This window comes from Acetobacterium carbinolicum, assembly GCF_047456275.1.
In the GTDB taxonomy this organism is placed as follows: Bacteria; Bacillota; Clostridia; order Eubacteriales; family Eubacteriaceae; genus Acetobacterium; species Acetobacterium carbinolicum.
In genome coordinates this window covers 3,405,278-3,427,565 of sequence record NZ_CP173357.1, presented here as the reverse complement: position 1 = coordinate 3,427,565, position 22,288 = coordinate 3,405,278, and the positions used below count along the sequence as shown (strand labels likewise).

Below are 22,288 nucleotides of genomic sequence, written 5' to 3'. Positions count from 1 at the left end.
TGGATGTCATCCATTGTCTGGCGGCCTTTATTCTATGAGTCGTTATTTTTGTTCGACTTGGGGCAGACTGTCAAAACCGATTTGAAGATCTTCATCAGTAGGAATATAGTCGGTCATGTTGCCAGCGTTGTAGTTCATATAGGCAGTCATATCAAAGTAGCCGGTGCCGGTTAAGCCAAAGACGATGACTTTCTTTTCGCCGGATGCCTTGCAGGCCACAGCTTCATCAATAGCGGCTTTAATGGCATGAGCTGATTCGGGGGCAGGCAGGATGCCTTCGATTCGGGCAAACTGGGTGGCCGCTTCAAAAACTTCATTCTGGGTATAAGATTTAGCGCGGATATAGCCGTCATGGTAAAGCTTGGAAATAATTGGGCTCATCCCGTGGTAGCGTAATCCACCAGCGTGGTTCGGTGAAGGCATGAAGCCGCTGCCTAGGGTGTACATCCGAATGAGTGGAGTGGTTTTCCCGGTGTCGCCAAAGTCCAGGGCATAACGTCCCCGGGTTAACGATGGGCAGGATGCTGGCTCAATAGCAACAAAGTCGATGTCATTCTTGCCTTCAATTTTGTCGGCCATAAACGGCGCAATCAGACCCAGTAAATTGGACCCGCCTCCGGCGCAGCCAATGATGATATCCGGTTTGATGTCATATTTGTCACAGGCAATCTGGGTTTCTAACCCAATGATAGATTGATGCAGACCGACATGGTTTAAAACGCTGCCCAGGACATATTTGCAACTGTCGGTGGTGACGGCCACCTCAATGGCTTCGCTGATGGCACAACCTAACGAGCCGTTGGTGTCTGGGGTTTCAGCTAGAATTTTTCGTCCGGCGTTGGTGGTGTTGGAAGGGGAGGCAATCACCTTGGCGCCATAGGTTTCCATGACTGCCCGGCGATGGGGTTTTTGCTCCGCTGAAACCTTAACCATATAAACGGATAAGTCCAGATTAAAGTAGGCACAGGCCATTGACAGAGCAGTGCCCCATTGTCCGGCACCGGTTTCGGTGGTTAATGCGGCTAAGCCCTGTTTTTTGGCGTAATAGGCCTGGGCAGCAGCAGAGTTTAACTTATGGGAACCGGAGGTGTTGGTTCCTTCATATTTATAATAGATCTCAGCCGGAGTATCCAGCTCTTTTTCCAGGCAATAGGCCCGGACCAGGGGCGAGGGTCGGTACATTTTATAGAAATCACGGATTTCTTCGGGAATTTCAATGTACTGCTCGGTGGTATTAAGTTCCTGATCCACCAGTTCTTCGCAGAACACAGGCAGCAGTTCCTCTTTGGTACAGTATTCACCAGTGCCGGGATTTACAAAAGGCTCAGGCAGCTCCTTCATTTTGGCCCGGAGATTGAACCAGTATTTCGGCATCTCATCTTCACTTAAATAAATCTTATAGGGTATCTTTTTCATGGCATTTCCTTTCTTTCTGTTGTTAAATCATTACAGACTAGACGTCTGTAAATACAAAAAACTCGTCCTCTACTAAACGTAAAGGACGAGTATAACGACTCGTGGTGCCACCTTTTTTCACAGGATCAGACCTATCTCTGCAGAATACCAACATATTCCTCAACACTTACGTAGTTGTCACGTCATGGAATACTCGGCCGAAACCTTTGACCATGCCCTCAGCGGTCCATTTGATGGATTGCGTTCTGCAAGGCTCTCAGCCTACCTCGCTCTCTGTTAGTGCATCTTCCACCGTTATCTCCGCATCAATGGTTTGTTTTTATTTAATTAGCTATATTCTAAATGAAAAATTAAGAAAAGTCAATTAGTAAATTCTAATCTTGACAATTATCCGGAAATGAAGTACAATCGAATTGTAAAGAAATTGTAACGAAACGGAGTTTCGATCTGAGGATTGAAATCGAAATGGAGGTTTTATGATAGAAAAAAAGAATCAGAGTTCGAATAAAAAAAAAAAGTCGATTCTTAAGATCGGGATGGCCAGTGTGATCATCACCTGTGTGGTAGGAACGGCCAGTTCTTTTGTTTTTGCTAAGGAGATCAAAGTAACCGTTGATGACAACGAGAGAATGCTCAGCGGTGGCATATTCCAAAATGTTGGCGATGTGCTTGAAGACAACGGGATAAAACTGGGTGATCAATATTCTGTCAATGTGAATACCAAATCGGTACTGTTTACGGTTGATAATATCGAAGTGAAAAGCAAAGCCAGTGGTGAGCTGGCTTTTGACGGGAAAACCATTATTTATCAGACAGAAGCAAAAACTGTGGGTGATTTACTCAAAGAGTATCAGATCGAACTAGAAGATCTTGACCGGGTTGAACCTGGCAAATCGACGCGCTTAGAAGATGCAAAGAAAATTAAGGTGATCCGGGTTCAGGTTGAAGAATTGCCAAGCCGACAGGTTGTCACCTATACTACCCAGAATAAAGATAATCCGGAAATGGAAGTTGGTAAAAGCAAGACTGTTCAGGTTGGGGTTGATGGCGAATCCAGTCAGGTTGAACGGGTGCTTTATGAAAATGGTGTGGAAGTTAAACGAGAAATTATTTTTGATGAAATTGTAACCGCACCGACACCTGAAATTGTGGAAGTGGGAACAAAAGCAGTGGTTGAAACCCCAGCAGCGGTGGCAGAAACTCCGGCAGTGGTAAAACCCCCGGCAGTGGTCGAGACTCCCGTGGTTGAAACACCAGTAGTAAAAGAGCCGGTTCCAGCTCCGGTAATTGAAACACCGGCGCCCACACAAACAACAGCGACCAATACGATTCCGGAAGGGGCCGTAAAAATGACCATTCAGTGTACGGCTTATACGGCAACGGGAAATGCAACCGCATTGGGTGTGATGCCAAAAGCCAATCACACCGTAGCAGCCTGGAGTGGTTTGCCCTTCGGCACTAAGATTTATATTCCGGCCATGGGTACCACCTATACGGTTGAAGACCGGGGCGGTGCAGTAACTCAGGGAATCGTCGATATTTATATGGATTCCTACGATGCCTGTATTCAATTTGGACGACAGAATCTGGAAGCATATATTATTTATTAAAATGAATAAAAAGCAGGATGTGCGTCGCACATCCTGCTTTTTTTAGAAAAAACGATTATAAAAAGATTGAAATAAAAAAGCAGAAACCGATCACGCGGTTTCTGCTTTATTTTTTTAGATGCCTTAAAACGATGGCCCGATAGTCGAAGGGATTGGTGATATCCCGGGTGTAGGGAATCGCAGCAATGTTTAGTTTTACATCCGCTTCTATGGCTTCATATTCTGATATCAGCGCATTGAAGGCATCGGTAATCTCCTGATTAATCAGCAACTGATTTTTTACGGAAGTATTTTCCATCAGAATACTGAAGACACTGCCATCTAGAATATAAATCAGATGATTACTGTAGCAGTAGTTTTTGATAATCTTTAAGGTTTTATAAAGAATCTCATCCCAAAGCCTTGCTCCGTTCATGGTTTTGAGTTCGTCCAGATGGCAAACCGTAATCATTTCCAGGGTAAGAATCGTTTCGCCTCGGGAAGCCCGATCCATGGCGTATTTGAGATCCTTGTAGTAGGCTTTCTCAATGGTTAATCCGGGACTTTCTTCCAGATTGTCATAGGAAGCAATTTGTTGTTCCAGATTTTTTTTGAAATGGAAAAGCTCCCGGACCTTTTTGATTAATAATGCCGAGCTCCATAAAATCATCGGGATCACAACCAGCCAGCCGATCTGATACAAGTTAAAGGGAACGCCCAGGTAGAAAACAGAAATGAGGGTTAAAACCACATAACTGCAGAGTAGCAGGATCATAAAAAAGATACTCGCACCATAGGGCATAGCAATGGTAAAAATCAGACAGGTAAATAAAATAAATACCACCGAGTAATCAATAAAGTTAAAGTTCGAGGCGGTAAAAATCAGGAAAGCCCCAAAAACCATTAATCCCATAAAGAAAAAAACAAGCGGCGGAACCATATTGGTTAAGCTGGGCTTTTGGATGGGGTTGTGGTTTGCTTTTTTTGGTGGTTTCTTTTGTCTGTCTGCTTTCGTTTGTCTCTTTTCCGGTTTTGCTTTTTTGGGTGGTGTTTTTTCCAGATCCGGCGGTTTCGTAGTCAGAACGGGTTTTTCTACCTGGCGCGGCGGTGTTTTTTTCAGTTCGGGGGGAGGAGCGGTGTTTATTGGATTTGGGACAACTTCCGCTAACGGCTTTGTTTCAGAAAAGCTGGAATGGGAAAAATTGTCACCTGTGCCTGGCATGGCTTTATTGGCGATCTCAGATGCCGTTGCCATTTTGGGGATGGCTGAGGTCCGCTCCGCTTCAGAAGCGTAAGGCGTGGTCCGTCCTAATATTTTAGATAGGGTAGGCAGTTCCTCATCATCCTCAATTTCACCGTTGGGGGTGGAAAAGCCAACCTTGTCACTAAGTGGTGATGTTTTTTTACTGAGAAGATCGCCATTAAAGGCAAGCTGGTTTGTCCGGGTTTCGAAAGGACGGGAATTGAGGACGGCCTGATCGAGCGCATCATCATCCGAAATATCCACCCCAGAAAGAAAATGTTCATTGGGGTGGTAGGGATCATGAATAGTTGTTTCAACAGCCTCAGGATTCATTTCTCGCGAAATAAAGCCGTCTTCTAGGAGTGAAGTAAGCTTTGCATCTATTCGTATTTCACAGTCCTGGATGGTCGCATCCAGAAGCTGTTTTTTTTCGAGAATAATATCCAATTTACTCGGCTGGATTTTGTCATTATTCATATATATCCATCGCTTTCGCAAATAATTTCGTTGCAATAATTTTTGGTCATTGACTTTATCATCATAATCATGGATGATAAAGGAGCTTTTAGAGGCGGGTCAACCGACAGTGAATTAGAAACGGTCCTCTACAACTACACATTATAACAAAGATTTGGCATAGATTAAAGGAAAAATCGAAAAAAGGCCGTAAATTCAGATAAATATTTTTATCAACAGCTAGAAAGACCGGCTTTTTTAAGTAAAAAAAGTTTAAGTCGCCTGTTTAAAGGGTTCTTAAGAACCGGCTGATTTGTTTCAACTTTTAGCTGTGTATATGTGGATAAGTTATTAAAAAACTATCAACAGGCCGGTTGTAAAAAGGCAGATCAGAAAATCCCATGATTAGGGATGTTTTGAGCATAATTGGCGTTGTTTACAAAAGTTATCCACAAATAGTGGATAGAATCGACGAATTTGTGGATAAACCTGTTGACAAACCTGGAAAATATAAAAAACGTGTGGAATAGGAGGAGTTAATTGTGGATAACTTTATAAAAAAAGGGGAAAGAATCGAGGATTTAGGGCTTAATAATTTGAAGATTATTCAAAATCCGGATTATTTCTGTTTTGGTATGGACGCAGTGTTGCTATCCTGGTTTGTTTCCCGGTTAACAAAGGGATCTCCCCACATCATCGATCTGGGAACCGGAACAGGGATTATTCCATTATTACTTTATGGCAAAACAAAGGCAGCCTCACTCACTGGGCTGGAGATTCAAAAACCGCTCGTGGAAATGGCCAGGCGGAGTATGGCGCTCAATGGTTTGTCAGCCCAGATCCGGATCATTGCCGGGGATATTAAAAACCCTGGTAGTGAAATTCTGCCAAACACGTATGATGTGGTGGTCAGTAATCCGCCCTACATGCGGGCCCAGGCGGGGCTGAAAAATAATTGTGAAACCAAGACAATTTCCCGACATGAAATTTTGTGTAGTATTGAAGACATTCTCATTTTCAGCAAACGGATGCTAAAGGATCGGGGACGCCTGTTTCTGGTTCATCGACCGGAACGGCTGGGGGATATCATTTCTTTGATGCGCCTTTATAAAATCGAGGTCAAACAGCTGCAATTTATTTACCCATCCTTAAAAAAAGAGGCCAATCTGGTTTTGATTGAGGGGCGAAAAAGCGGTCAACCGGGGTTAAAAACGGATGCTCCCCTGATTGTATACCAAGAAGACGGGGAATATACTCAGGAAATTTATGATATCTATGGGATGACCAAGCCGCTATAAAAAAATGAAATGAGAAAAAACCGATCTCGGCGATTAGCTAAGACCGGTTTTTTTATAAACGGCCCCGCCGGGCCTTGAGAATACGAATGTCTTCACCCAGAAAGGGAATCGTTTTAAAATAGCCAGAGATCCGTGAAGAAAGCCGTTCGTCATAAAGTGATTTTATTTTAAGCACCGTCAGATTGCTGGAAATAATCATCTTTTTTTCGGCATTAAGGCGGCTGTCGATGACCTCATAGAGCTGTTTTTGGCTGTATTCTGAAGAAAATTCAGCCCCCAGATCATCGATAATTAAGAGATCACAGAGCAGCAGTGGTTCATAAATTTCGGTCGAGGTTTTCTTTTCCCGGAAAAGTTGATCCTGAATGCTGGCGACTAGGTGAGCAGCGGTGACATAGACAATCCCATAGCCCTTTTCAGTGAGTTTGTTGACAATGCAATTGGACATAAAGGTTTTGCCCACGCCAGGCGGACCGACAAAAAGAAGCTGATCTTCAATCGTTTCAAAATTCTGACAATATTTTAACATATTTTGTTTAATGTTGAGGGCGTTGGACCGATGACTGGCAGTTGTAGAACCAATGGGCTGCTCTGAATAATAGTCGGAATTAAAGGTTTCAAAGGTTTCCCGTTGGGCCCGGGTTTTTAAGTCATAGCTGGAAAAACTGATTTCGGCCAGACATTGATTAAGACAAGAGCAAGGTCCTTCAGGAAGAATTCCTGAATCCTGACAAAGCGAGCAATAATACGAATGGCTTAGTAGAGCGGCCTTTTCTCCGGCAAAATCTTTTTTTCTGGTTTCAAGCACACTCATTTGCTTTCGGATGGCAGCGGTTTTATCCAGTTCATTGGCGACGGTGGCCCGGGTCAGGGCAACTCCCAGGCGATTGATTTGATTATCCAGATCAGAAAGCGCGGGTATCTGACGATAGAGGGCTTCTTTTTTTTGGCGTTGTTTAAATTGGTAAGCATGCTGTTTTTTTTGTAGCAGGGCAAAGGCGGCATTATAGGTCTTCATCACTTATCTCCAGTTCCGGCCATAAATCCTCGGCGTAGTCAACTTCCATATCCAGGTAAGCCTGTTTACGGGAATCACTCATCGGTTCAAGGGCTTCTTTATGATCAAATTTGGGTTTTGGTTTGTCGTTTTTAATGTCTTCCAGGGTTTTAAAGCCCTGTTCGTGCCAATTTTTCAGGATCCCGTCAATATATTTCATATTCGGTTTATTGGTTCGGGATAAAGCCTGGACAATGATTTCCATGGAGAAACCGTAATTCTTAAACCAGGTGTCCATCATTTGTCGCTCAGAAACCATGGGGTTTCGTTGAATTCCCAGGTATTTAAAGATTTGATAATAGCTCGTTCGTTTATGGGCGGAGTCTTTGATATAAGCTTCGGCCTCAATATGATCCCGAACCTCGGCAGCATGAAAGCTTTTAGCGACAGTTTCCAGATAGGAGATCACCTGGGCCGGGGTAAAGGTGCGGTCTTTTTTATTGATCATATTAATGGAATACTCCACAATCAGGATCACCGCTTCCGGAGTGAAATTGTAGTCATCGAGCCAGCGCTTAAAAAGCAGGGTTTCTTTTTTGGTGATGGTCCGGCTTTCATACATATCCTGGATGGTGGTGTACATGCGTTGAATTCGGTCTTCGATGCTGTTGGAGGATTGCGTATTTCTAGGAATGGTGGTCTCCGGGATGGCCTCATTTTTATAGAGGATGGTGCCGGTGATATTATAAAAACGGACCAGTGCATCGCGGGTGCCGGTGTATTCAATAGCGATAATTTTTTCAGATGCCCAATAATCCCAGGCTTTTTTTACGTCGGTCTCCAATAAATTCAGATCCTTGGCGATATCTTCATTACTGATTGGGGTCAGACCCTGATTAAAGCATCGCTTTAAGCCATAAAGATAGACCTTGACGTAGTCCCCCCGAGCCATGGGCATGTAGTGATTAATAAAAATATTTTCAATGGGTGTCACACCCAGGTCATCATGGCTGGAAACTAATTCAAAACGATTCATTTTTTACCTCAAGTTATGGATTGATAATCTTTTTTACTTAAAATCTTTTAATTGTATAAATACAATGATGTTATTATATCACATCACATTTAATTTGTGAGGAATTCCTGTTTTCTTTAGGCCGAGAAAAGAATTCTTAAAGAGTATAAGAAAAACCGGCAGGCAGATAAAAAAATGGCATAAAAACTCAAGATTTCTTGATAAAAATGAAACTTATGATATAATTACCAATTGGATATTGCATATACACTTGCACTGAAAGGAATAAATATGGATGCTTTTATTATAGAAGGAGGTAACCCCCTACAAGGCGAGGTTACGATCTCCGGGGCAAAAAATGCGGTACTGGGAATAATTCCAGCTGCGGTGCTTTGTGCCTGCTCAAGTAAGATAGAAAATGTTCCCGATATTAAAGATGTTAACAAGATGATTGTTATTCTGGAAAAATTGGGCGCTGAAATATATAGAGAAAAAGATACTTTGATTATTAATACCGAAAAACCAATTTCATATGACGTATCGGAGTATGAAGAGGAAACGGGTCAAATGCGGGCTTCTTATTACCTGCTGGGCGCTTTATTGGGACGCTATCGCAAGGCGATTGTGCCATTGCCCGGTGGTTGTAATATTGGCGATCGCCCGATTGACCAGCATATCAAAGGCTTCCAGGCCTTGGGAGCAACCGTGGTGATTGAACATGGTCAGGTAAAAATGGAGGCACCAGAACTGAGAGGCGCCCATATTTTTCTCGACGTGGTCAGCGTCGGTGCAACGATTAACATCATGTTGGCGGCAGTCCGGGCTGATGGCAAAACAATTATTGAAAATGCCGCCAAAGAACCCCACATCGTTGATGTGGCTAACTTTTTGAACCTGATGGGAGCAAACATCAAGGGTGCGGGAACAGATGTTATCAAGATCGTTGGGGTTGAAGAAATGCATGGTTGCGAGTATTCAGTGATTCCGGATCAGATTACTACTGGTACCTATATGATGGCCGCAGCGGCCACACAAGGAGATATTTTAATAAAAAATGTCATTCCCAAGCATATGGAGGCGATCACGGCTAAACTCAGCGAAATGGGTGTTATTGTTATGGAAGAAGACTATGGGATTCGTGTTATCGGCAAGCATCCCTTAAAAGCGGTGAATGTCAAGACCATGCCGTACCCGGGCTTTCCGACCGATCTGCAGCAACCAATGGCCGTATTAATGACAATCGCCCAAGGTACTAGCACCATTACTGAAAGTATCTTCGAAAGCCGCTTTAAATATGTGGATGAACTGCGCCGGATGGGTGCCAATATTTCGATTAACAGCCGGACCGCGAGTATTATTGGGGTGGAGACCTTATCGGCCACTAAAATAAAAACCACCGATTTAAGAGCTGGAGCCGCCATGGTTATTGCTGGTTTGATTGCCGATGGTGAAACAAAAATCACTGAAATTATTCATATTGATCGGGGATATGAAAATTTACAGGAAAACCTGAGAAACCTGGGAGCTGATATTCGGCGAATTTCCGAGAAAGACCCTTCTTTTCTTTAGTTCGATTCTGACTGATGGAAGGAATTGGTAAAAGATTACCTTAAATCTCGTAAAGTTAGGTTAAGTCAGGTTTAAGCATCATTCGCTAGGATTAACCTAACAATTTGACTGGCCCCTGGTGCATTTAAATGGAATAGTTTTACATCGTTTTTTAAAATGAACAGGGGAGCAGCGATTGAAATTTTGTAGTCTATATAGTGGAAGTTCAGGTAACAGTTTATTTATCTCAAACAACAACACAAAGATACTCATTGATGCTGGGCTCAGTGGGAAACGGATCCAGAGTGCCATGGACCTTATCGCGGAGGATCTTCGAGAAATCGGCGGTATTATGGTGACCCATGAACACAGTGATCACATCCATGGGGTGGGGGTATTATCGCGCCGTTTTGACCTGCCGATTTATGCCAATGAAAAGACCTGGGAAGCGATGCTAAAAAGCCTGGGTAAAATCGCTGAACATAATATTAAAATCTTTGATTTTGAAAAACCATTTGATATTCAGGATCTTCAAATCAAAGCCTTTAAAACATCCCATGATGCAGCAGATTCAGCCGGATTTGTCATTTTTGACGGAAAAAAGCGGTTGGGAATTGCCACTGACTCCGGGATTATAACTCCAGAAATGCGCGGTGCCCTCAGTGGCTGCGATTTGGTGGTGCTGGAGTCTAATCATGACGTGTCGATGCTGGAAGCTGGATCGTATCCTTTTTATCTCAAGCAGCGGATAAAAAGTGATTTCGGACACTTATCCAATGAGACCGCCGGTGATTTGGCTTTGGCGCTGGTACAGGAAGGCACGAAGCAGTTGGTGTTGGCCCATCTCAGTCAGGAAAACAATTACCCCCTGCTTGCTTACGAAACTACCGCCCGGATATTATCAGAAGCTGGGATAGTTCTGGATAAGGATGTGAAACTTTGTGTGGCCAAAAGAAGTAGTGCCAGTGAGACAATTAACCTGTGAGATCTTCAACTAAGATTGAGGAGAAACGATGGATGACGATCTGAAAAAAGAAAAAAAGCCAAATTCTCTTATTATCGGTATGCTTGGTGCAATAGTTGGCGGTATAATTGTGGGTGCTTTATTCCTCGGTGTGGACTTTTTTTTCGACAACAGCACCGTGATACAAGGCGCTAAGAATGAAATTGTCGTTAACCAGGGATCGGCAGACTCGGTGGTTGAAGCGATCGCCCAAACTGTACCGCCATCGGTGGTGGGGATTGAGACAACCGGAGTGGCTATGACCGCGTATGGTCCGCAGGAAGCAAGCGGGGTTGGTTCCGGTTTTATTTTAACCAGTGATGGCTATATTGCCACGAACCAACATGTTGCTTCAAATGATATTTCAGGCATGACCGTATCACTGGCTGATGGGAAAACGTATGACGCTAAACTGATTTGGTCGGATTCAACTCTTGATATGGCGATTATAAAAATTGATGCAACGGATTTACCGGTTCTTGAACTGGGTGATTCAGACAATGTCGTTGTCGGCGAACTGGCGGTCGCAGTGGGTAATCCATTGGGGCTAAATTTTGAGCGAACGGTAACATCTGGCATTGTCTCTGCAATTAATCGGAGTATTCCTCTAGACAGTGGGTTGGCCGAAGACCTGATCCAAACCGATGCTTCGATTAATTCGGGAAATAGCGGGGGACCGCTAGTCGATAAAAATGGCAAGGTGATCGGTATTAATACCTATAAACTGACCACAGGTGAAGGCATGGGTTTTGCCATTCCGATTAATATTTTAAAACCAATTCTTAACGAGATTGTGGCAACCGGTAAGTTTGATGCCACTGTGATGGGAATCACTGGATATGATCGGGCGATTGCCGATTATTATGTCACTGACAGCAAGGTCGACTTTAATGAAGGGATCTATATCGCATCGGTGCAACAAGGCGGCGGTGCTGCCAATGCCGGACTGCTAGCTGGCGATATCATCAAAGAAATCAATGGGGTTAAAACCAATACTATGCTTAAGATGAAAGAAATTCTCTATGCAGTTGATGCGGGCGAGAAGGTGAGCGTTACCTTTGAGCGAAATGGCAAAAAACAGACAAAAGATGTGGTGGTTACATCAGAACAATAAAAAATGATTAAACAGGAGTCAATCATTCAATGATTGACTCCTGTTTTTTTCAGTGCTATAATCTGAAGTGCTGAATCAATAGGGAATCAGCTTTTATTATTAAATAAATGAATCAACCTTAAATAATAGTGAAGTGATTGGAATTATCACCGAAGCAGAAAATTTAAACTGAAATGCGTTTTGAATCGCATTTAAATTATCAAAGACGATAGCTTTTTTTGTTATGGTCTTTTTTTTGTGAATTGGATTTTCTGCCGAGAATAAACCAGCTTGTCAATGAGGACACGAGTAGCGATTGACGCTAAACCGTCAGTTTTAAAAATGGGTTGATCAGATTGGTCACTGTTGCGTTTACAGTGATTTGAAAATAAAGAATTAATAAGAAGGGAGTAATGAAAACAAACCAAGGAGTAGTGTTGATAAATTGCAAAATTCAATGAAGTCAACAGGTATTTGTTATTAATGAAATCAAGACACAGAGAATTTGGAGGAAAGTATGATTAATTCTGGAGATGTGGCATTTGTTTTAATCAGCTCAATGCTGGTATTTTTTATGACTCCCGGTTTGGGATTGTTTTATGCAGGAATGGTGCGTAGGAAAAATGTGATCAATACCTTAATGTCAGTTGTATTTTGTTGCGGGCTGGCAACGGTGATGTGGTTTGCAGTCGGTTATTCAATTTCTTTTGGCACAGACGTGGGAGGACTGGGAGTCGTCGGGAATTTAAGTAATGTGTTCTTTAATGGCGTCAGTGCTACTGAAGCGGGTCCATATGCCGCCAATATTCCGGGGGCGCTGTTTGCGATCTTTCAGTTAATGTTTTGCATTATCACACCGGCCATTCTGGTCGGCGCCTTATCAGGGCGAATGCGGTTTTCAGCCATGTTTATCTTTATAACCGTGTGGCTGTTACTCGTCTATTACCCACTGGCCCATATGGTTTGGGGGACCGGCGGTTTTATCGCTGGATTAGGAGCAGTCGATTTCGCCGGTGGAAACGTTATTCATATCAGTTCTGGGGTTTCCGGCCTGATTGCCTGTATCATACTGGGAACCCGAAAAGGTTATGGGATTCAATCTTATCATCCGCACAATATTCCCATGTTTTTTACCGGTGGCGCTATTTTATGGGTCGGATGGTTTGCGTTTAATGGAGGTTCTGCTCTGGCGGCCAATGGTTTGGCGGTTCAGGCCGTTGTCAATTCAATGATTTCATCAGCCGCAGCAATGTTAAGCTGGATGACAATTGAAACGGTGCTTTATAAAAAAGTGACCGTTATGGGAGCAGTCACTGGCGCAATTATTGGTCTGGTTGCAATTACACCAGGAGCGGGATTTGTAGCCTTTTCAGCCGCACTGGTGATTGGTGCATTGGTCAGCCCGATTTGCTTCTTCTTTATGACAAAGGTCAAACATAAATTCGGGTATGACGATGCGCTGGATGCTTTTGGATGTCATGGGATTGGTGGAATTTGGGGCGGTATTGCCACCGGGCTATTTGCTCAATCAGCCATTAACCCGATTGCTCAATGGGATGGTCTGTTTTTTGGAGCCACCGAATTATTGGTTGCTCAACTGACGGCGGTGGGTATTTCAATTATCTACTCAGCCGTTATGACAGCAGTGATTATGACGGTGCTCAAAAAAGTGATGAAAATACGGGTCACACCTGAAGCTGAAGCATTGGGCCTGGATATCAGTGAACATAGTGAACAAGGTTATCCAGCATTTTCTGGTATTGATCAGTAAAATAGTGTTGAAGTACGGTAGGGTAACCAGAAAATCAGGGTTACTCATTTAGTAAAGAAAGGAAAAACTTATGAAAATGATTGAAGCGATTATCCGTCCAGAAAAACTGGAACCTTTGAAGGACGCATTTTTGGCGGCAAAGATCAACGGTATGAATATTCGTCAGGTGTTGGGATGTGGCAATCAGTATGGCTGGATTGCCCATAATCGGGGTACCACCGTGATGATGAATATGATTCCAAAAATTGAAATTAAAATAGTGGTGGCTGATGATCAGGTGGAAGAAATCGTCCAATTGATTATGAGCGTGGTTCGGACAGGTGAAATTGGTGACGGAAAAATTTTTATCAAGCCTGTGGAAGAATGTATTCGAATCCGAACTGGAGAAAGAGGGGATATTGCCCTATAAACGATGCAAGCGTCAAGAACTAAAAAAGGCCATATATGTTTACACGTGTAAACATATATGGCCTTTTAGTGTATTCTTTTTTACAAAAAACAACGAAATGATTGACTTTTCTATAAAAATAAATATAATAAGGATTATAGTTACAAAATTTCAGATGCGAATAAAAACAAAAGTAATTAGCCGGAAACAAGAGAGGTAATAAAAATGAAAAAGGTAGTTGATGATGAGCGTCTGATGGTGAAAATTTGTGAGATGTACTACAATCAGGATATTAATCAGAAGTTGATTGCCAAGGAATTGGGGCTTTCACGACCAACTGTGTCGCGGATTCTTCAGAATGCCAAGGCGCGCGGGATTGTCAAAATTGTCATCGATCCAATTTTTGGCAACAATTACGTGGATCTGGAAAAGAAACTGGAAAGCCGATATGGTTTAAAAGAGGTTTTTATCGTAGATAGCAAACAGGATAACCGGGATCAGAAAGATGAGTTGGCTAAGGCGACCGCCAATTATCTGGAACGATTGATCAAAGATGATACCATTATCGGGATATCGATGGGTTCTTCTATCGGCCAGATCTATCGTTTTGTGTCAAAGGGAACCTTAAAGCGGGTGACCTTTATCCCGCTGATTGGTGGAATTGGACATCTGGGTATGGAACTCCACTCCAATACGATTGTGGAAGCTCTGGCCAAGGCTTTTGGTGGTGTTTCTTATTTGCTCCATGCGCCAGCTCGGGTGTCAGGAGTCAAGATTAAAGAGGAACTGATGAAGGAACCGGATATCAAACGGATCATTAAAATGGGCGATGGCCTGGACGTGGCGGTAGTTGGAATCGGGGTTCCTAATCGTGGTTCGGCCATTATGTCCACCGGTTATTATGATGAAAAGGATATGGAAACAATGCGTCAGAAAAATGTGGTGGGGGATGTCTGCATGCAGTTTTTTGATATCAATGGTAGCACCGAACCATTTGCTGCCGACAATTGTGTGATTGGGGTTGATATTAAAAAGCTGCGACGGGTTCCACATTCGATTGGGGTTGCCAGTGGTCCTGAAAAAGCGCTGGCTATCCAGGGTGCCATAAAAGGCGGGTATATTAATGTTTTAGTTACTGATGCGGAATGCGGAAAAAAACTACTGGCGATTGAGCAAGCATCGGAACGGGTTTAAAAAAGAAAGAAGCGTAAAAATGAATGAAATTTTAAAAATGTCTATGAATGAAATGGCAGAAGCAGATTTTGATTGCTCATGTGGACGACACCACTCGCTGTCGATAAAAAAAATCGCCATTGGCAAAGGTGTAATTCAGCAACTGCCCGATATTGCAGCAGAATTCAAGGGAAAACAACTCTACATGATCAGCGATAACAATACCTGGAAGGCGGCTGGCGAGCAGGCCTTTAAAATTTTGAGTGATTCAAATTTTGAGGTAAAAAGCCATCAGTTTGAAACCGGTACAGAAATACTTATTCCCGATGAATTAGCAATGGGAAGAATGCTTCTGGAAATGCCTCTGGGCACCGCTTTAATTGTCGCTGTGGGTTCTGGTACGCTTAATGATATGGCCAAATACCTGTCATCGCGGACCGGGATTCCCTATATTATTGTGTGTACAGCGCCATCGATGGATGGGTATGTTGCCGATGGGGCACCACTAATCTGCAACGGACGAAAAATATCCTATGTGGCAACTTTGGCCTACGGCGTGGTTGGTGACACCGATATTATGAAACAGGCACCCATGCATATGATTCATGCCGGGCTGGGCGATGTACTGGGGAAATTAACGGCGTTAACTGACTGGTCGTTGGCAGTTGCGATGATTGATGAATACCGATGTGAGACCTGTGTTAAATTGGTTGAGGAAGCCCTGCGAAAATGCATTGAGTTTGCCCCAGCCCTAAAAGAACGAAATGAGGAAGCGATTCTCTACCTGATTGAAGCCTTGACATTAACTGGGGTGACCATGGCCATCGTTGGTGTATCGCGGCCGGCGTCCGGTTCGGAACACTTGCTTTCACATTACTGGGAAATGGATTTTATCGCCCGTCACAAATACCCGGAACTCCATGGGGTAAAGGTCGGCATCGCCACCCCCATCGTAGCCGAAATTTATCAGCTGCTAGACGATGAGCTACCACCAGAAACGAAGGCCCTGGCTCCCCAACGTGAAGTCGTGGAAGCTCTTTTAGAAAGTGCCGGAGCGATGATTTCCCCAAAAGAAGTTGGTATCGACCGGGATCTTTTTTATCGCAGTTTAATGGAGGCGAATACAGTACGTAAACGTTACAGCGTTTTTCAGTACGCAAAAGATAAAGGGCGATTAGAAGAAATCGCCGGGATAATCACCGAAAGGATTTACGGAAAATGATCATGCCAAAAAAAGAAGCGCTAAAAGATGTTAAGTTATTTGCCCTGGATATGGATGGTACGGTTTATCTGGGAAATGGTTTAATCGACGGAGCACTGGACTTTATAAAAGAATTGCGAACCCGAAAAAAGGATTTTATTTTCATCACCAATAATTCATCCCGGGTGCCCAGCTTTTATCAGGAAAAATTAAAAAAAATGGGCTGTTTTGTAGAAGCAGATCGGATCATCACCTCCGGAGATGTGACCATTGAATATTTAAAAACGTATCACCCCGGACAATCGGTCTATTTAATGGGTACACCGCTGTTGGAAGAGAGTTTTAGACAACACGGCATCAATCTGGTCCAGGAACAGCCAGATGTAGCAGTGGCCAGCTTTGATACCACCCTGACCTACGAAAAGCTGGAGAAAATCTGTACCTTTATTTTAAATGGCGCAGTTTTTTTATCGACCCATGTGGATTTAGTTTGCCCTACGGAAACCGGTTTTATTCCCGACTGCGGTTCCATGTGTGCCCTGATTACCAAATCCACCGGTGTGGAACCCAAATATTTAGGTAAACCCTTTGCTGAAACGATGGAGATGATTCTGTCCATTACCGGGCATAAAAAAGAAGATGTGGCCTTTGTCGGAGACCGGATCTATACTGATGTGGCCACCGGCGTCAACAACGGCGGTAAGGGTTTTTTAGTGCTGACCGGGGAGACCAAAATAGCGGATATAAAAAATTCAGATGTGGTTCCGGATTGCGTTTTTGAATCGCTAAAGGAAATGACAGACTACTTATAAAGGAGGGAATCATTTGATTTATTTAGCATTGGTCGCGTTTGTGATGATGATCTTACAGAGTGGATTAACTTATTTTCAGTATAAAAATTATCAGCAGGCGGTCAATAGTCTGTTAAGTCAGGGAACCATACTGGGTATCGGTTTACGTAAGGGTGGTTTTCGTTTAAAAGGAGGGGCGATTATTGTTTTAGCCATGGATTGTCGTAGCGGACGTATTTGTGGGTGTAAGAAACTAGAAGGGATCGCCCTATGGAAGCGGTTTTTAGAAACCGATTATTATAATGGCCTGTCGCTATCAGAAATTCGCGAGGTAGGTCTGGTAGAAGATCTAAAGATTAATAAAAAAAGACGAATAAAGGAACCATACGCACCCAATGGTTTGGATAAAAAAAGAAAAAAAGGGGCCTTGATTCAGGCCGTTGAAGCCATCGATAAGCGATTGGAAAAGGACGTAAAGAATGCACAATATCTTAAAAGACGGGAAACCGAAAGAGCGATGGGAAACAAACAGCCCAGATCAACATAAACTGCTTTGATAAAATAGTGCGCTGTAAACGTTATAATTAATAAATAGAAATAGAACAAGGAAAGAGATAAAAATTGCGCGCTGGGTGAGCGTCAAAGATACAGCGGCAACAGGTATTGGCAATCATTTTTGTCAGGCTTTAAAATAATAATAAAGGGAGAACTTATTTATGGAAATACTAGCAAGTATCGGCAATCATTTTTATGGCTTATATCAGGCGGGTGGCCAATTTCTGATGATCTATATCACTGATTTTATCCCCTGGATTCTTTTGATGATCACATTTATGCACATATTATTTAAACTCATTGGCTTGGAACGGATTGAAAAATTAGCAAAATTATTGGGGAAAAACCCCATCACGCGATGGTCTCTGATGCCCATGCTATGCATGATGTTTTCAGGAAACCCGATGACCTATCCCTATGCCCGTTTTTTACCGGAGAATCAGAAAGTTGCTTTTTTTGATGCTTCTATTTCATACTGTCATCCGGTTACCGGTTTGTTTCCCCATGCCAACCCGGGGGAATTATTTGTTTACCTGGGTATCGCCACGGGGGTTTTTCTGGCCGGATATGATTTAGGATTTTTGGCTATTTCTTATTTCCTGATTGGTATTTTAATTGTCTTTATTCGCGGTTTAGTAACTCAGCTTATTTATAATGCCAAATACAAGAAAAAATACGGCACCGCAGAAAAGAAGGAGGCGTAAGCATGTTTAAAGCAGTTAAAATTGAAAAGGGTCATGGCGGCTGGGGTGGTCCACTGGTTATACAGCCGACGGAAAAGAAGGATAAGATTGTCTCCATTACTGGCGGTGGAATTGATCCGTTGAGTAAACGAATTGCCCAGATTACTGGTGCAAAAGCCATTGATGGCTTCAGTAATGGTGTGCCTGATGATGAAATTGCCTGTGTTGTCATCAATTGTGGAGGCACTTTACGATGTGGGGTTTATCCCAAAAAAGGCATTATGACCGTCAACATAACGCCAGTCGGACAGTCGGGTCCACTGGCAGAGTATATTAAAGAAGAGATCTATGTGTCAGGGGTTGTTGATAAAGGGATTAGCTTGGCAGATGGTTCTGAGGTGGCTCCTGAAACAGAAGCGGTGGTTGAAGAGGTCGTTGAAGCGGTTACGGAGCATCGCTCAGATGATAACTGGGTAGCCAGAGGTGGTAAAGCCTTGGCCGGCTTTGCCACAAAATGTGTCCAGGGCGGGAAGGAAGCCGTTGACATTACAATTAAGGATATTCTTCCGTTTATGGCTTTTTATGCTTTACTGCTGGGGATCATTATGTATACCGGTCTGGGGAATTTAATGGCCGTTTATGTTTATCCCTATTTGGGAACACTGCCCGGCTTGTTGATTCTGGTTGTCATTTGTGCGTTACCGATGATTTCACCTCTGGTTGGTTCAGGTGCATTAATCGGGCAGGTTTTAAGTGTCCTGGTTGGACTGGGTATCGCTTTAGGAGCCTTTCCAGTTTATCTGGCACTGCCGGCGTTTTTTGCTGTAGATGCACAGGTGGGCTGTGATTTTATCCCGGTGGGATTATCGATGGGAGACGCCGAAAGCGATACCGTGGATATTGGTGTGCCATCGGTGCTATTATCCCGTTTGATTACCGGCCCCATCGCGGTTGTGATTGCCTACTTTTTTGCGATGGGCATGTATGGACTTTTATAAATATGTTTATATAAAATAAAAAGGGGAACAAAGAATGTATAAAACAATCATAACTGAAATTGGGCCAATGGCTTATGAATTGATCGGCGGGGGGATGCTGGTAGTATTTAATGAAAACGCCCCGGCAGCATTAAGAGAGATGTCCGTCATGCATACCATCGAATCCTTGCGTCATCCAGTTAAGGTGGATGATATTGTGGTGTTTGGCGATCAGGAGTACTTAGTGACAGCTGTGGGTCATGAAGCGAATAACACCTTGGATACTATGGGGCATTGCACATTTTGCTTTAACGGAAAGAGTGAGGTTCAAATTCCGGGACAGATTGAATTATCAGGTGATGGAGTACCAACGCTAGCGATTGGATGCGGTTTTCATATTTATTCAACCTGATAAAGAATAAAAAAGAAAGGAATGAAGGATTCATTAACAGGTAGTCATATGCATGCAAAACAGGTTACCATTATTAATCCCACCGGCTTACATGCACGACCGGCGGCAGAGTTTGTCCAGAAGGCTGGAGCGTTCAGAGCAAATATCCAGATCAAAAAAATGGATGAGGATCCAGCAACAGGTGATGCAAAATCGCTACTGGGGATTATGTCAATTGGTTTGGGCCAAGGGGATACGATTGAAATAAGTGCCGAGGGTGAGGATGAAATGCTGGCGGTGGAAACTCTGGTCGCCCTGGTTGGCAGTGGGTTTGGAGAAGTGTAATGATTCTAAGACGTTAAAAAAACACCGTCAGGTGTTTTTTTAACGTTTAAAATCAGGCATAAAGCAGTTTGCTTTTATAGATGATCGATTTTAAATCGGTCTGACACCATTGGAGTTCCTCCAAACTGATGCCGAAGTCCAGTTGCCCCTGGGTAGCGATCAGGAGATGCTCAAGGTTGCAGTTGCCGGCCCGCTCGCCGATCCCAAAGAGGGTGGAATCGGCATATTTAGCCCCGCAGCGAAGCCCCTGGATGGAATTGGCGACAGCCATGCCGAGATCGTTGTGCATGTGTACCTCAATGTCGATGTTGGGGGGGATTCGGCTGATGGTGGCCTTGCAGAGGCTGGGTGACATGATCCCCACGGTGTCCGAAAAACGCAGGGTAGTGGCGCCCAGATCCCGGGCCGTTTCAACCAGTTTAACAACAAAATCCCAATCGGCTCGGGAGGCGTCCTCCAGGCCGATGGTCAGTTCTCTTTTGGCGGTGTGGATGGCCGCGGCACAGGTACTTAGAGTTTCTAACACCTGGGAGCGGCTTTGACGCAGTTTTTCGCGAATCAGCAGATCCGAAGCGGGGACACAAACGTGAATAATATCGGCACCACAGCCGATGGATTGGTCAATATCAGAGAGACTCATCCGATTCCAGCCAATAATCTGAGCCTTTTTACAGGCCAGCTTGATTTTTTCAAAGGCCCGGCATTCTTCTTTACCCATGGCGGGGGTACCGGCTTCGATCCGGGTAACCCCCAGGGCATCGAGAGATTTGGCGATGGTGACTTTTTCCCGGACGGAAAAGGCCATTCCCGGGCTTTGTTCACCGTCTCTTAAGGTGGTATCAACAATATATTTCTGTTTTGATGTCATTCTGGACCTCGCTGGCAAGGGTTCGCAGTTCCAGTTCGGACAGGTTTCGGCCGAGCTGGGTGCAGCGTCCTTTGATTTGTTTTAAAATGGAATGGGCCATCGATTCGGATAAATCTGAATCGTTTAATTTATACAACAGGCTTTTCCGACCAGAGTGTTTGCCTAACACAATTTCACGTTGGTTGCCGACGGTTTGGGGATTAAAGGGTTCGTAGGTACGGGGATTTTTTAACACCCCATCGACATGAATCCCGGATTCCACCTTAAAAATATCGGCTCCGATGATGGCCTTCATTTTTGCCACCGGCTGGCCGGCAAGTGCTTCATAAAGGTGGCGCAGTTCACTTAAAACCGATAAGTCACCGCTAAACGTGTGGGGCAAATGGAGCTTCAGTCCCATCAGCACTTCTTCCAGCGGTGGAAAATTATGGTGGTTGGTAAAACCGCAACTGATGCTCGTTCCGCCGGCCAACACCCATTCCAGGGCGATGGCCGTGGCGCAGTGCTGCTGGTTGCTTGGGCAGAGGTCCAGGGTTTGGGCACCGCTGCCTAGCAGGGCTTTAAAAATTGACGGATAGTCTCGGGTCATCAGGTCTTCCAGCCCGGTGATGCGGATCTTTTGATGTTGATAGGGATCTAATTGGCCAACAGAAATGTTTTTTTGCACCAGATCATTGGGCTCCAGCTTCCAGAGGGGTTTCGGTTCGTTCATCCCGGGGCTGCCTGAAGCGAGGGACTCGGGATGAATCTGGGTCAGAAAAAAATTTCGGTTCCCCAACCATTGCTTCAAACCGCAAGCATTAGCCGGAAAACCCAGCCGGGAAAGCAGATCCGGGGTTAATTCGATTTTTGTGACCCCACAGGTAAAAAGCAGGTCACAGAAATGGTTAAGATCCCGGGTGGTCATTCCGGCCGTATTAAAGGTTGTCAAGGTCCGATCAATAATAGTAACCATTTGTGTACCCCGCTTTCGTTTGTTTTAATTAAAGATTGATGCTGCCAATGTAAGGGCAGCATCAATCGGTGAAGTATAAAAACAGAAGATTAGCCAAGTACCGACAATTGTTACATCATGTTGTTTGCATCGGAGCGAACCGGTTGATAAACCTGTCCGATTCCGCAGCAAACAACAGATTAACAATTGGTCGGTACGGTAGTTTGGCACTACCCAAGAGGGTTAAATAACCAGGTCTTCGACCACCTTGCCGCCTTCGATGTGCTCGTCCATAATCCGTTCCACATCGTCCACGGTGACCTTGCCATACCAGACGCCTTCGGGATAAACGACCACGATCGGGCCCTTGTCACAGATCCCGAAACAGCCGGTGTTGTTTAGCATCACGTCGCCCGATAAATCCCGTTCGTCGATTTCTTCAAGAAAGGTCTGCAGGATTTTCACTGAATCCTGTTGAAAACAGTACCCTTTTTGGGTGCCGTTGATCCGGCAGCTGGTGCAGATAAAAAGATGATGTTTGGGACTAACCATT

At 44.0% G+C, this 22,288-nt stretch carries 22 protein-coding genes; 15 read left to right on the top strand and 7 right to left on the bottom strand.

What is annotated here, in order from left to right; translation table 11 throughout:
* Nucleotides 1–42 precede the first annotated feature (42 nt).
* The gene (locus ACIZ62_RS15935; protein WP_111888993.1) at nt 43–1,416 is read right to left on the bottom strand and encodes a TrpB-like pyridoxal phosphate-dependent enzyme; all 1,374 of its coding nucleotides are present in this window, start codon (nt 1,414–1,416) and stop codon (nt 43–45) included.
* A gap of 476 nt (nt 1,417–1,892) precedes the next feature.
* Between ACIZ62_RS15935 and ACIZ62_RS15930 the strand changes: the two genes are divergently transcribed.
* Entirely contained in the window at nt 1,893–3,026 is a 1,134-nt protein-coding gene (locus ACIZ62_RS15930; protein WP_414150600.1) for a G5 domain-containing protein, read from the top strand.
* A gap of 106 nt (nt 3,027–3,132) precedes the next feature.
* On the opposite strand, the gene ACIZ62_RS15925 is transcribed toward ACIZ62_RS15930, so the two are convergent.
* Complete coding sequence (locus tag ACIZ62_RS15925; RefSeq protein ID WP_414150599.1) at nt 3,133–4,725, bottom strand: hypothetical protein; 1,593 nt, start codon at nt 4,723–4,725, stop codon at nt 3,133–3,135.
* Between the two features lie 521 nt (nt 4,726–5,246).
* On the opposite strand from ACIZ62_RS15925, the gene ACIZ62_RS15920 reads away from it, so the two are divergent.
* Nucleotides 5,247–6,002: a tRNA1(Val) (adenine(37)-N6)-methyltransferase gene (locus ACIZ62_RS15920; protein WP_414150598.1), complete on the top strand. Its 756-nt coding sequence runs from the start codon at nt 5,247–5,249 to the stop codon at nt 6,000–6,002.
* Between the two features lie 52 nt (nt 6,003–6,054).
* On the opposite strand, the gene ACIZ62_RS15915 is transcribed toward ACIZ62_RS15920, so the two are convergent.
* Entirely contained in the window at nt 6,055–7,020 is a 966-nt protein-coding gene (locus ACIZ62_RS15915; RefSeq protein WP_414150597.1) for an ATP-binding protein, read from the bottom strand.
* Nucleotides 7,007–8,035 carry a DnaD domain protein gene (locus tag ACIZ62_RS15910; protein WP_322519939.1) on the bottom strand — a complete coding sequence of 343 codons (1,029 nt, stop codon included), beginning with the start codon at nt 8,033–8,035 and terminating at the stop codon, nt 7,007–7,009. Before ACIZ62_RS15910 ends, ACIZ62_RS15915 begins: the two co-directional genes overlap by 14 nt.
* Nucleotides 8,036–8,305: 270 nt before the next feature.
* On the opposite strand from ACIZ62_RS15910, the gene ACIZ62_RS15905 reads away from it, so the two are divergent.
* The 13 genes from ACIZ62_RS15905 to ACIZ62_RS15845 all read left to right on the top strand — a co-directional run bounded on the left by ACIZ62_RS15905 (nt 8,306) and on the right by ACIZ62_RS15845 (nt 19,933).
* Complete coding sequence (locus ACIZ62_RS15905) at nt 8,306–9,583, top strand: UDP-N-acetylglucosamine 1-carboxyvinyltransferase (protein ID WP_111888999.1); 1,278 nt, start codon at nt 8,306–8,308, stop codon at nt 9,581–9,583.
* A 175-nt stretch (nt 9,584–9,758) separates the two neighbouring features.
* A complete protein-coding gene (locus ACIZ62_RS15900) occupies nt 9,759–10,547 on the top strand; it encodes an MBL fold metallo-hydrolase (RefSeq protein ID WP_111889000.1) in 789 nt (262 codons plus the stop codon).
* Between the two features lie 28 nt (nt 10,548–10,575).
* A complete protein-coding gene (locus tag ACIZ62_RS15895) occupies nt 10,576–11,679 on the top strand; it encodes a S1C family serine protease (RefSeq protein WP_414150596.1) in 1,104 nt (367 codons plus the stop codon).
* A gap of 496 nt (nt 11,680–12,175) precedes the next feature.
* Nucleotides 12,176–13,429: an ammonium transporter gene (locus tag ACIZ62_RS15890; protein ID WP_414150595.1), complete on the top strand. Its 1,254-nt coding sequence runs from the start codon at nt 12,176–12,178 to the stop codon at nt 13,427–13,429.
* Between the two features lie 70 nt (nt 13,430–13,499).
* A complete protein-coding gene (locus ACIZ62_RS15885; RefSeq protein ID WP_111889003.1) occupies nt 13,500–13,838 on the top strand; it encodes a P-II family nitrogen regulator in 339 nt (112 codons plus the stop codon).
* A gap of 204 nt (nt 13,839–14,042) precedes the next feature.
* Nucleotides 14,043–15,011, top strand: a complete 969-nt coding sequence (locus tag ACIZ62_RS15880; RefSeq protein WP_111889005.1) for a sugar-binding transcriptional regulator — start codon at nt 14,043–14,045, stop codon at nt 15,009–15,011.
* Nucleotides 15,012–15,030: 19 nt separating this feature from the next.
* Nucleotides 15,031–16,212, top strand: coding sequence for a sn-glycerol-1-phosphate dehydrogenase (locus ACIZ62_RS15875; RefSeq protein ID WP_111889006.1), 1,182 nt, complete (start codon nt 15,031–15,033; stop codon nt 16,210–16,212).
* Nucleotides 16,213–16,214: 2 nt separating this feature from the next.
* Nucleotides 16,215–17,003 carry an HAD-IIA family hydrolase gene (locus ACIZ62_RS15870; protein ID WP_371414176.1) on the top strand — a complete coding sequence of 263 codons (789 nt, stop codon included), beginning with the start codon at nt 16,215–16,217 and terminating at the stop codon, nt 17,001–17,003.
* A gap of 13 nt (nt 17,004–17,016) precedes the next feature.
* On the top strand, nt 17,017–17,529 hold the full coding sequence (locus ACIZ62_RS15865; protein ID WP_111889007.1) for a transcriptional regulator GutM: 513 nt from the start codon (nt 17,017–17,019) through the stop codon (nt 17,527–17,529).
* 169 nt (nt 17,530–17,698) lie between these two features.
* Nucleotides 17,699–18,241, top strand: coding sequence for a PTS glucitol/sorbitol transporter subunit IIC (locus ACIZ62_RS15860; RefSeq protein ID WP_111889008.1), 543 nt, complete (start codon nt 17,699–17,701; stop codon nt 18,239–18,241).
* 2 nt (nt 18,242–18,243) lie between these two features.
* Nucleotides 18,244–19,218 (top strand): PTS glucitol/sorbitol transporter subunit IIB, encoded by a 975-nt coding sequence (locus tag ACIZ62_RS15855; RefSeq protein WP_111889009.1) that lies wholly within the window; start codon nt 18,244–18,246, stop codon nt 19,216–19,218.
* Nucleotides 19,219–19,252: 34 nt separating this feature from the next.
* Entirely contained in the window at nt 19,253–19,609 is a 357-nt protein-coding gene (locus ACIZ62_RS15850) for a PTS glucitol/sorbitol transporter subunit IIA (RefSeq protein ID WP_111889010.1), read from the top strand.
* A gap of 48 nt (nt 19,610–19,657) precedes the next feature.
* Complete coding sequence (locus tag ACIZ62_RS15845) at nt 19,658–19,933, top strand: HPr family phosphocarrier protein (RefSeq protein ID WP_111889011.1); 276 nt, start codon at nt 19,658–19,660, stop codon at nt 19,931–19,933.
* A 52-nt stretch (nt 19,934–19,985) separates the two neighbouring features.
* Here ACIZ62_RS15845 and ACIZ62_RS15840 read toward each other — a convergent pair whose 3' ends face one another.
* The 3 genes from ACIZ62_RS15840 to ACIZ62_RS15830 all read right to left on the bottom strand — a co-directional run bounded on the left by ACIZ62_RS15840 (nt 19,986) and on the right by ACIZ62_RS15830 (nt 22,287).
* Nucleotides 19,986–20,801, bottom strand: coding sequence for a homocitrate synthase (locus ACIZ62_RS15840; RefSeq protein WP_111889012.1), 816 nt, complete (start codon nt 20,799–20,801; stop codon nt 19,986–19,988).
* The gene (locus ACIZ62_RS15835; RefSeq protein ID WP_111889013.1) at nt 20,773–21,756 is read right to left on the bottom strand and encodes a hypothetical protein; all 984 of its coding nucleotides are present in this window, start codon (nt 21,754–21,756) and stop codon (nt 20,773–20,775) included. Before ACIZ62_RS15835 ends, ACIZ62_RS15840 begins: the two co-directional genes overlap by 29 nt.
* A gap of 222 nt (nt 21,757–21,978) precedes the next feature.
* On the bottom strand, nt 21,979–22,287 hold the full coding sequence (locus tag ACIZ62_RS15830; protein ID WP_414150594.1) for a 2Fe-2S ferredoxin: 309 nt from the start codon (nt 22,285–22,287) through the stop codon (nt 21,979–21,981).
* Between the last annotated feature and the right edge of the window lies 1 nt (nt 22,288).

What these genes read in the sequence shown, in the direction of transcription:
- ACIZ62_RS15935 (WP_111888993.1), bottom strand. Translation starts at nt 1,416, where the DNA reads ATGAAAAAGATACCCTATAAGATTTATTTAAGTGAAGATGAGATGCCG.
- ACIZ62_RS15930 (WP_414150600.1), top strand. Translation starts at nt 1,893, where the DNA reads ATGATAGAAAAAAAGAATCAGAGTTCGAATAAAAAAAAAAAGTCGATT.
- ACIZ62_RS15925 (WP_414150599.1), bottom strand. Translation starts at nt 4,725, where the DNA reads ATGAATAATGACAAAATCCAGCCGAGTAAATTGGATATTATTCTCGAA.
- ACIZ62_RS15915 (WP_414150597.1), bottom strand. Translation starts at nt 7,020, where the DNA reads ATGAAGACCTATAATGCCGCCTTTGCCCTGCTACAAAAAAAACAGCAT.
- ACIZ62_RS15910 (WP_322519939.1), bottom strand. Translation starts at nt 8,035, where the DNA reads ATGAATCGTTTTGAATTAGTTTCCAGCCATGATGACCTGGGTGTGACA.
- ACIZ62_RS15905 (WP_111888999.1), top strand. Translation starts at nt 8,306, where the DNA reads ATGGATGCTTTTATTATAGAAGGAGGTAACCCCCTACAAGGCGAGGTT.
- ACIZ62_RS15895 (WP_414150596.1), top strand. Translation starts at nt 10,576, where the DNA reads ATGGATGACGATCTGAAAAAAGAAAAAAAGCCAAATTCTCTTATTATC.
- ACIZ62_RS15890 (WP_414150595.1), top strand. Translation starts at nt 12,176, where the DNA reads ATGATTAATTCTGGAGATGTGGCATTTGTTTTAATCAGCTCAATGCTG.
- ACIZ62_RS15885 (WP_111889003.1), top strand. Translation starts at nt 13,500, where the DNA reads ATGAAAATGATTGAAGCGATTATCCGTCCAGAAAAACTGGAACCTTTG.
- ACIZ62_RS15880 (WP_111889005.1), top strand. Translation starts at nt 14,043, where the DNA reads ATGAAAAAGGTAGTTGATGATGAGCGTCTGATGGTGAAAATTTGTGAG.
- ACIZ62_RS15875 (WP_111889006.1), top strand. Translation starts at nt 15,031, where the DNA reads ATGAATGAAATTTTAAAAATGTCTATGAATGAAATGGCAGAAGCAGAT.
- ACIZ62_RS15870 (WP_371414176.1), top strand. Translation starts at nt 16,215, where the DNA reads ATGCCAAAAAAAGAAGCGCTAAAAGATGTTAAGTTATTTGCCCTGGAT.
- ACIZ62_RS15860 (WP_111889008.1), top strand. Translation starts at nt 17,699, where the DNA reads ATGGAAATACTAGCAAGTATCGGCAATCATTTTTATGGCTTATATCAG.
- ACIZ62_RS15855 (WP_111889009.1), top strand. Translation starts at nt 18,244, where the DNA reads ATGTTTAAAGCAGTTAAAATTGAAAAGGGTCATGGCGGCTGGGGTGGT.
- ACIZ62_RS15850 (WP_111889010.1), top strand. Translation starts at nt 19,253, where the DNA reads ATGTATAAAACAATCATAACTGAAATTGGGCCAATGGCTTATGAATTG.
- ACIZ62_RS15845 (WP_111889011.1), top strand. Translation starts at nt 19,658, where the DNA reads ATGCATGCAAAACAGGTTACCATTATTAATCCCACCGGCTTACATGCA.
- ACIZ62_RS15840 (WP_111889012.1), bottom strand. Translation starts at nt 20,801, where the DNA reads ATGACATCAAAACAGAAATATATTGTTGATACCACCTTAAGAGACGGT.
- ACIZ62_RS15835 (WP_111889013.1), bottom strand. Translation starts at nt 21,756, where the DNA reads ATGGTTACTATTATTGATCGGACCTTGACAACCTTTAATACGGCCGGA.
- ACIZ62_RS15830 (WP_414150594.1), bottom strand. Translation starts at nt 22,287, where the DNA reads ATGGTTAGTCCCAAACATCATCTTTTTATCTGCACCAGCTGCCGGATC.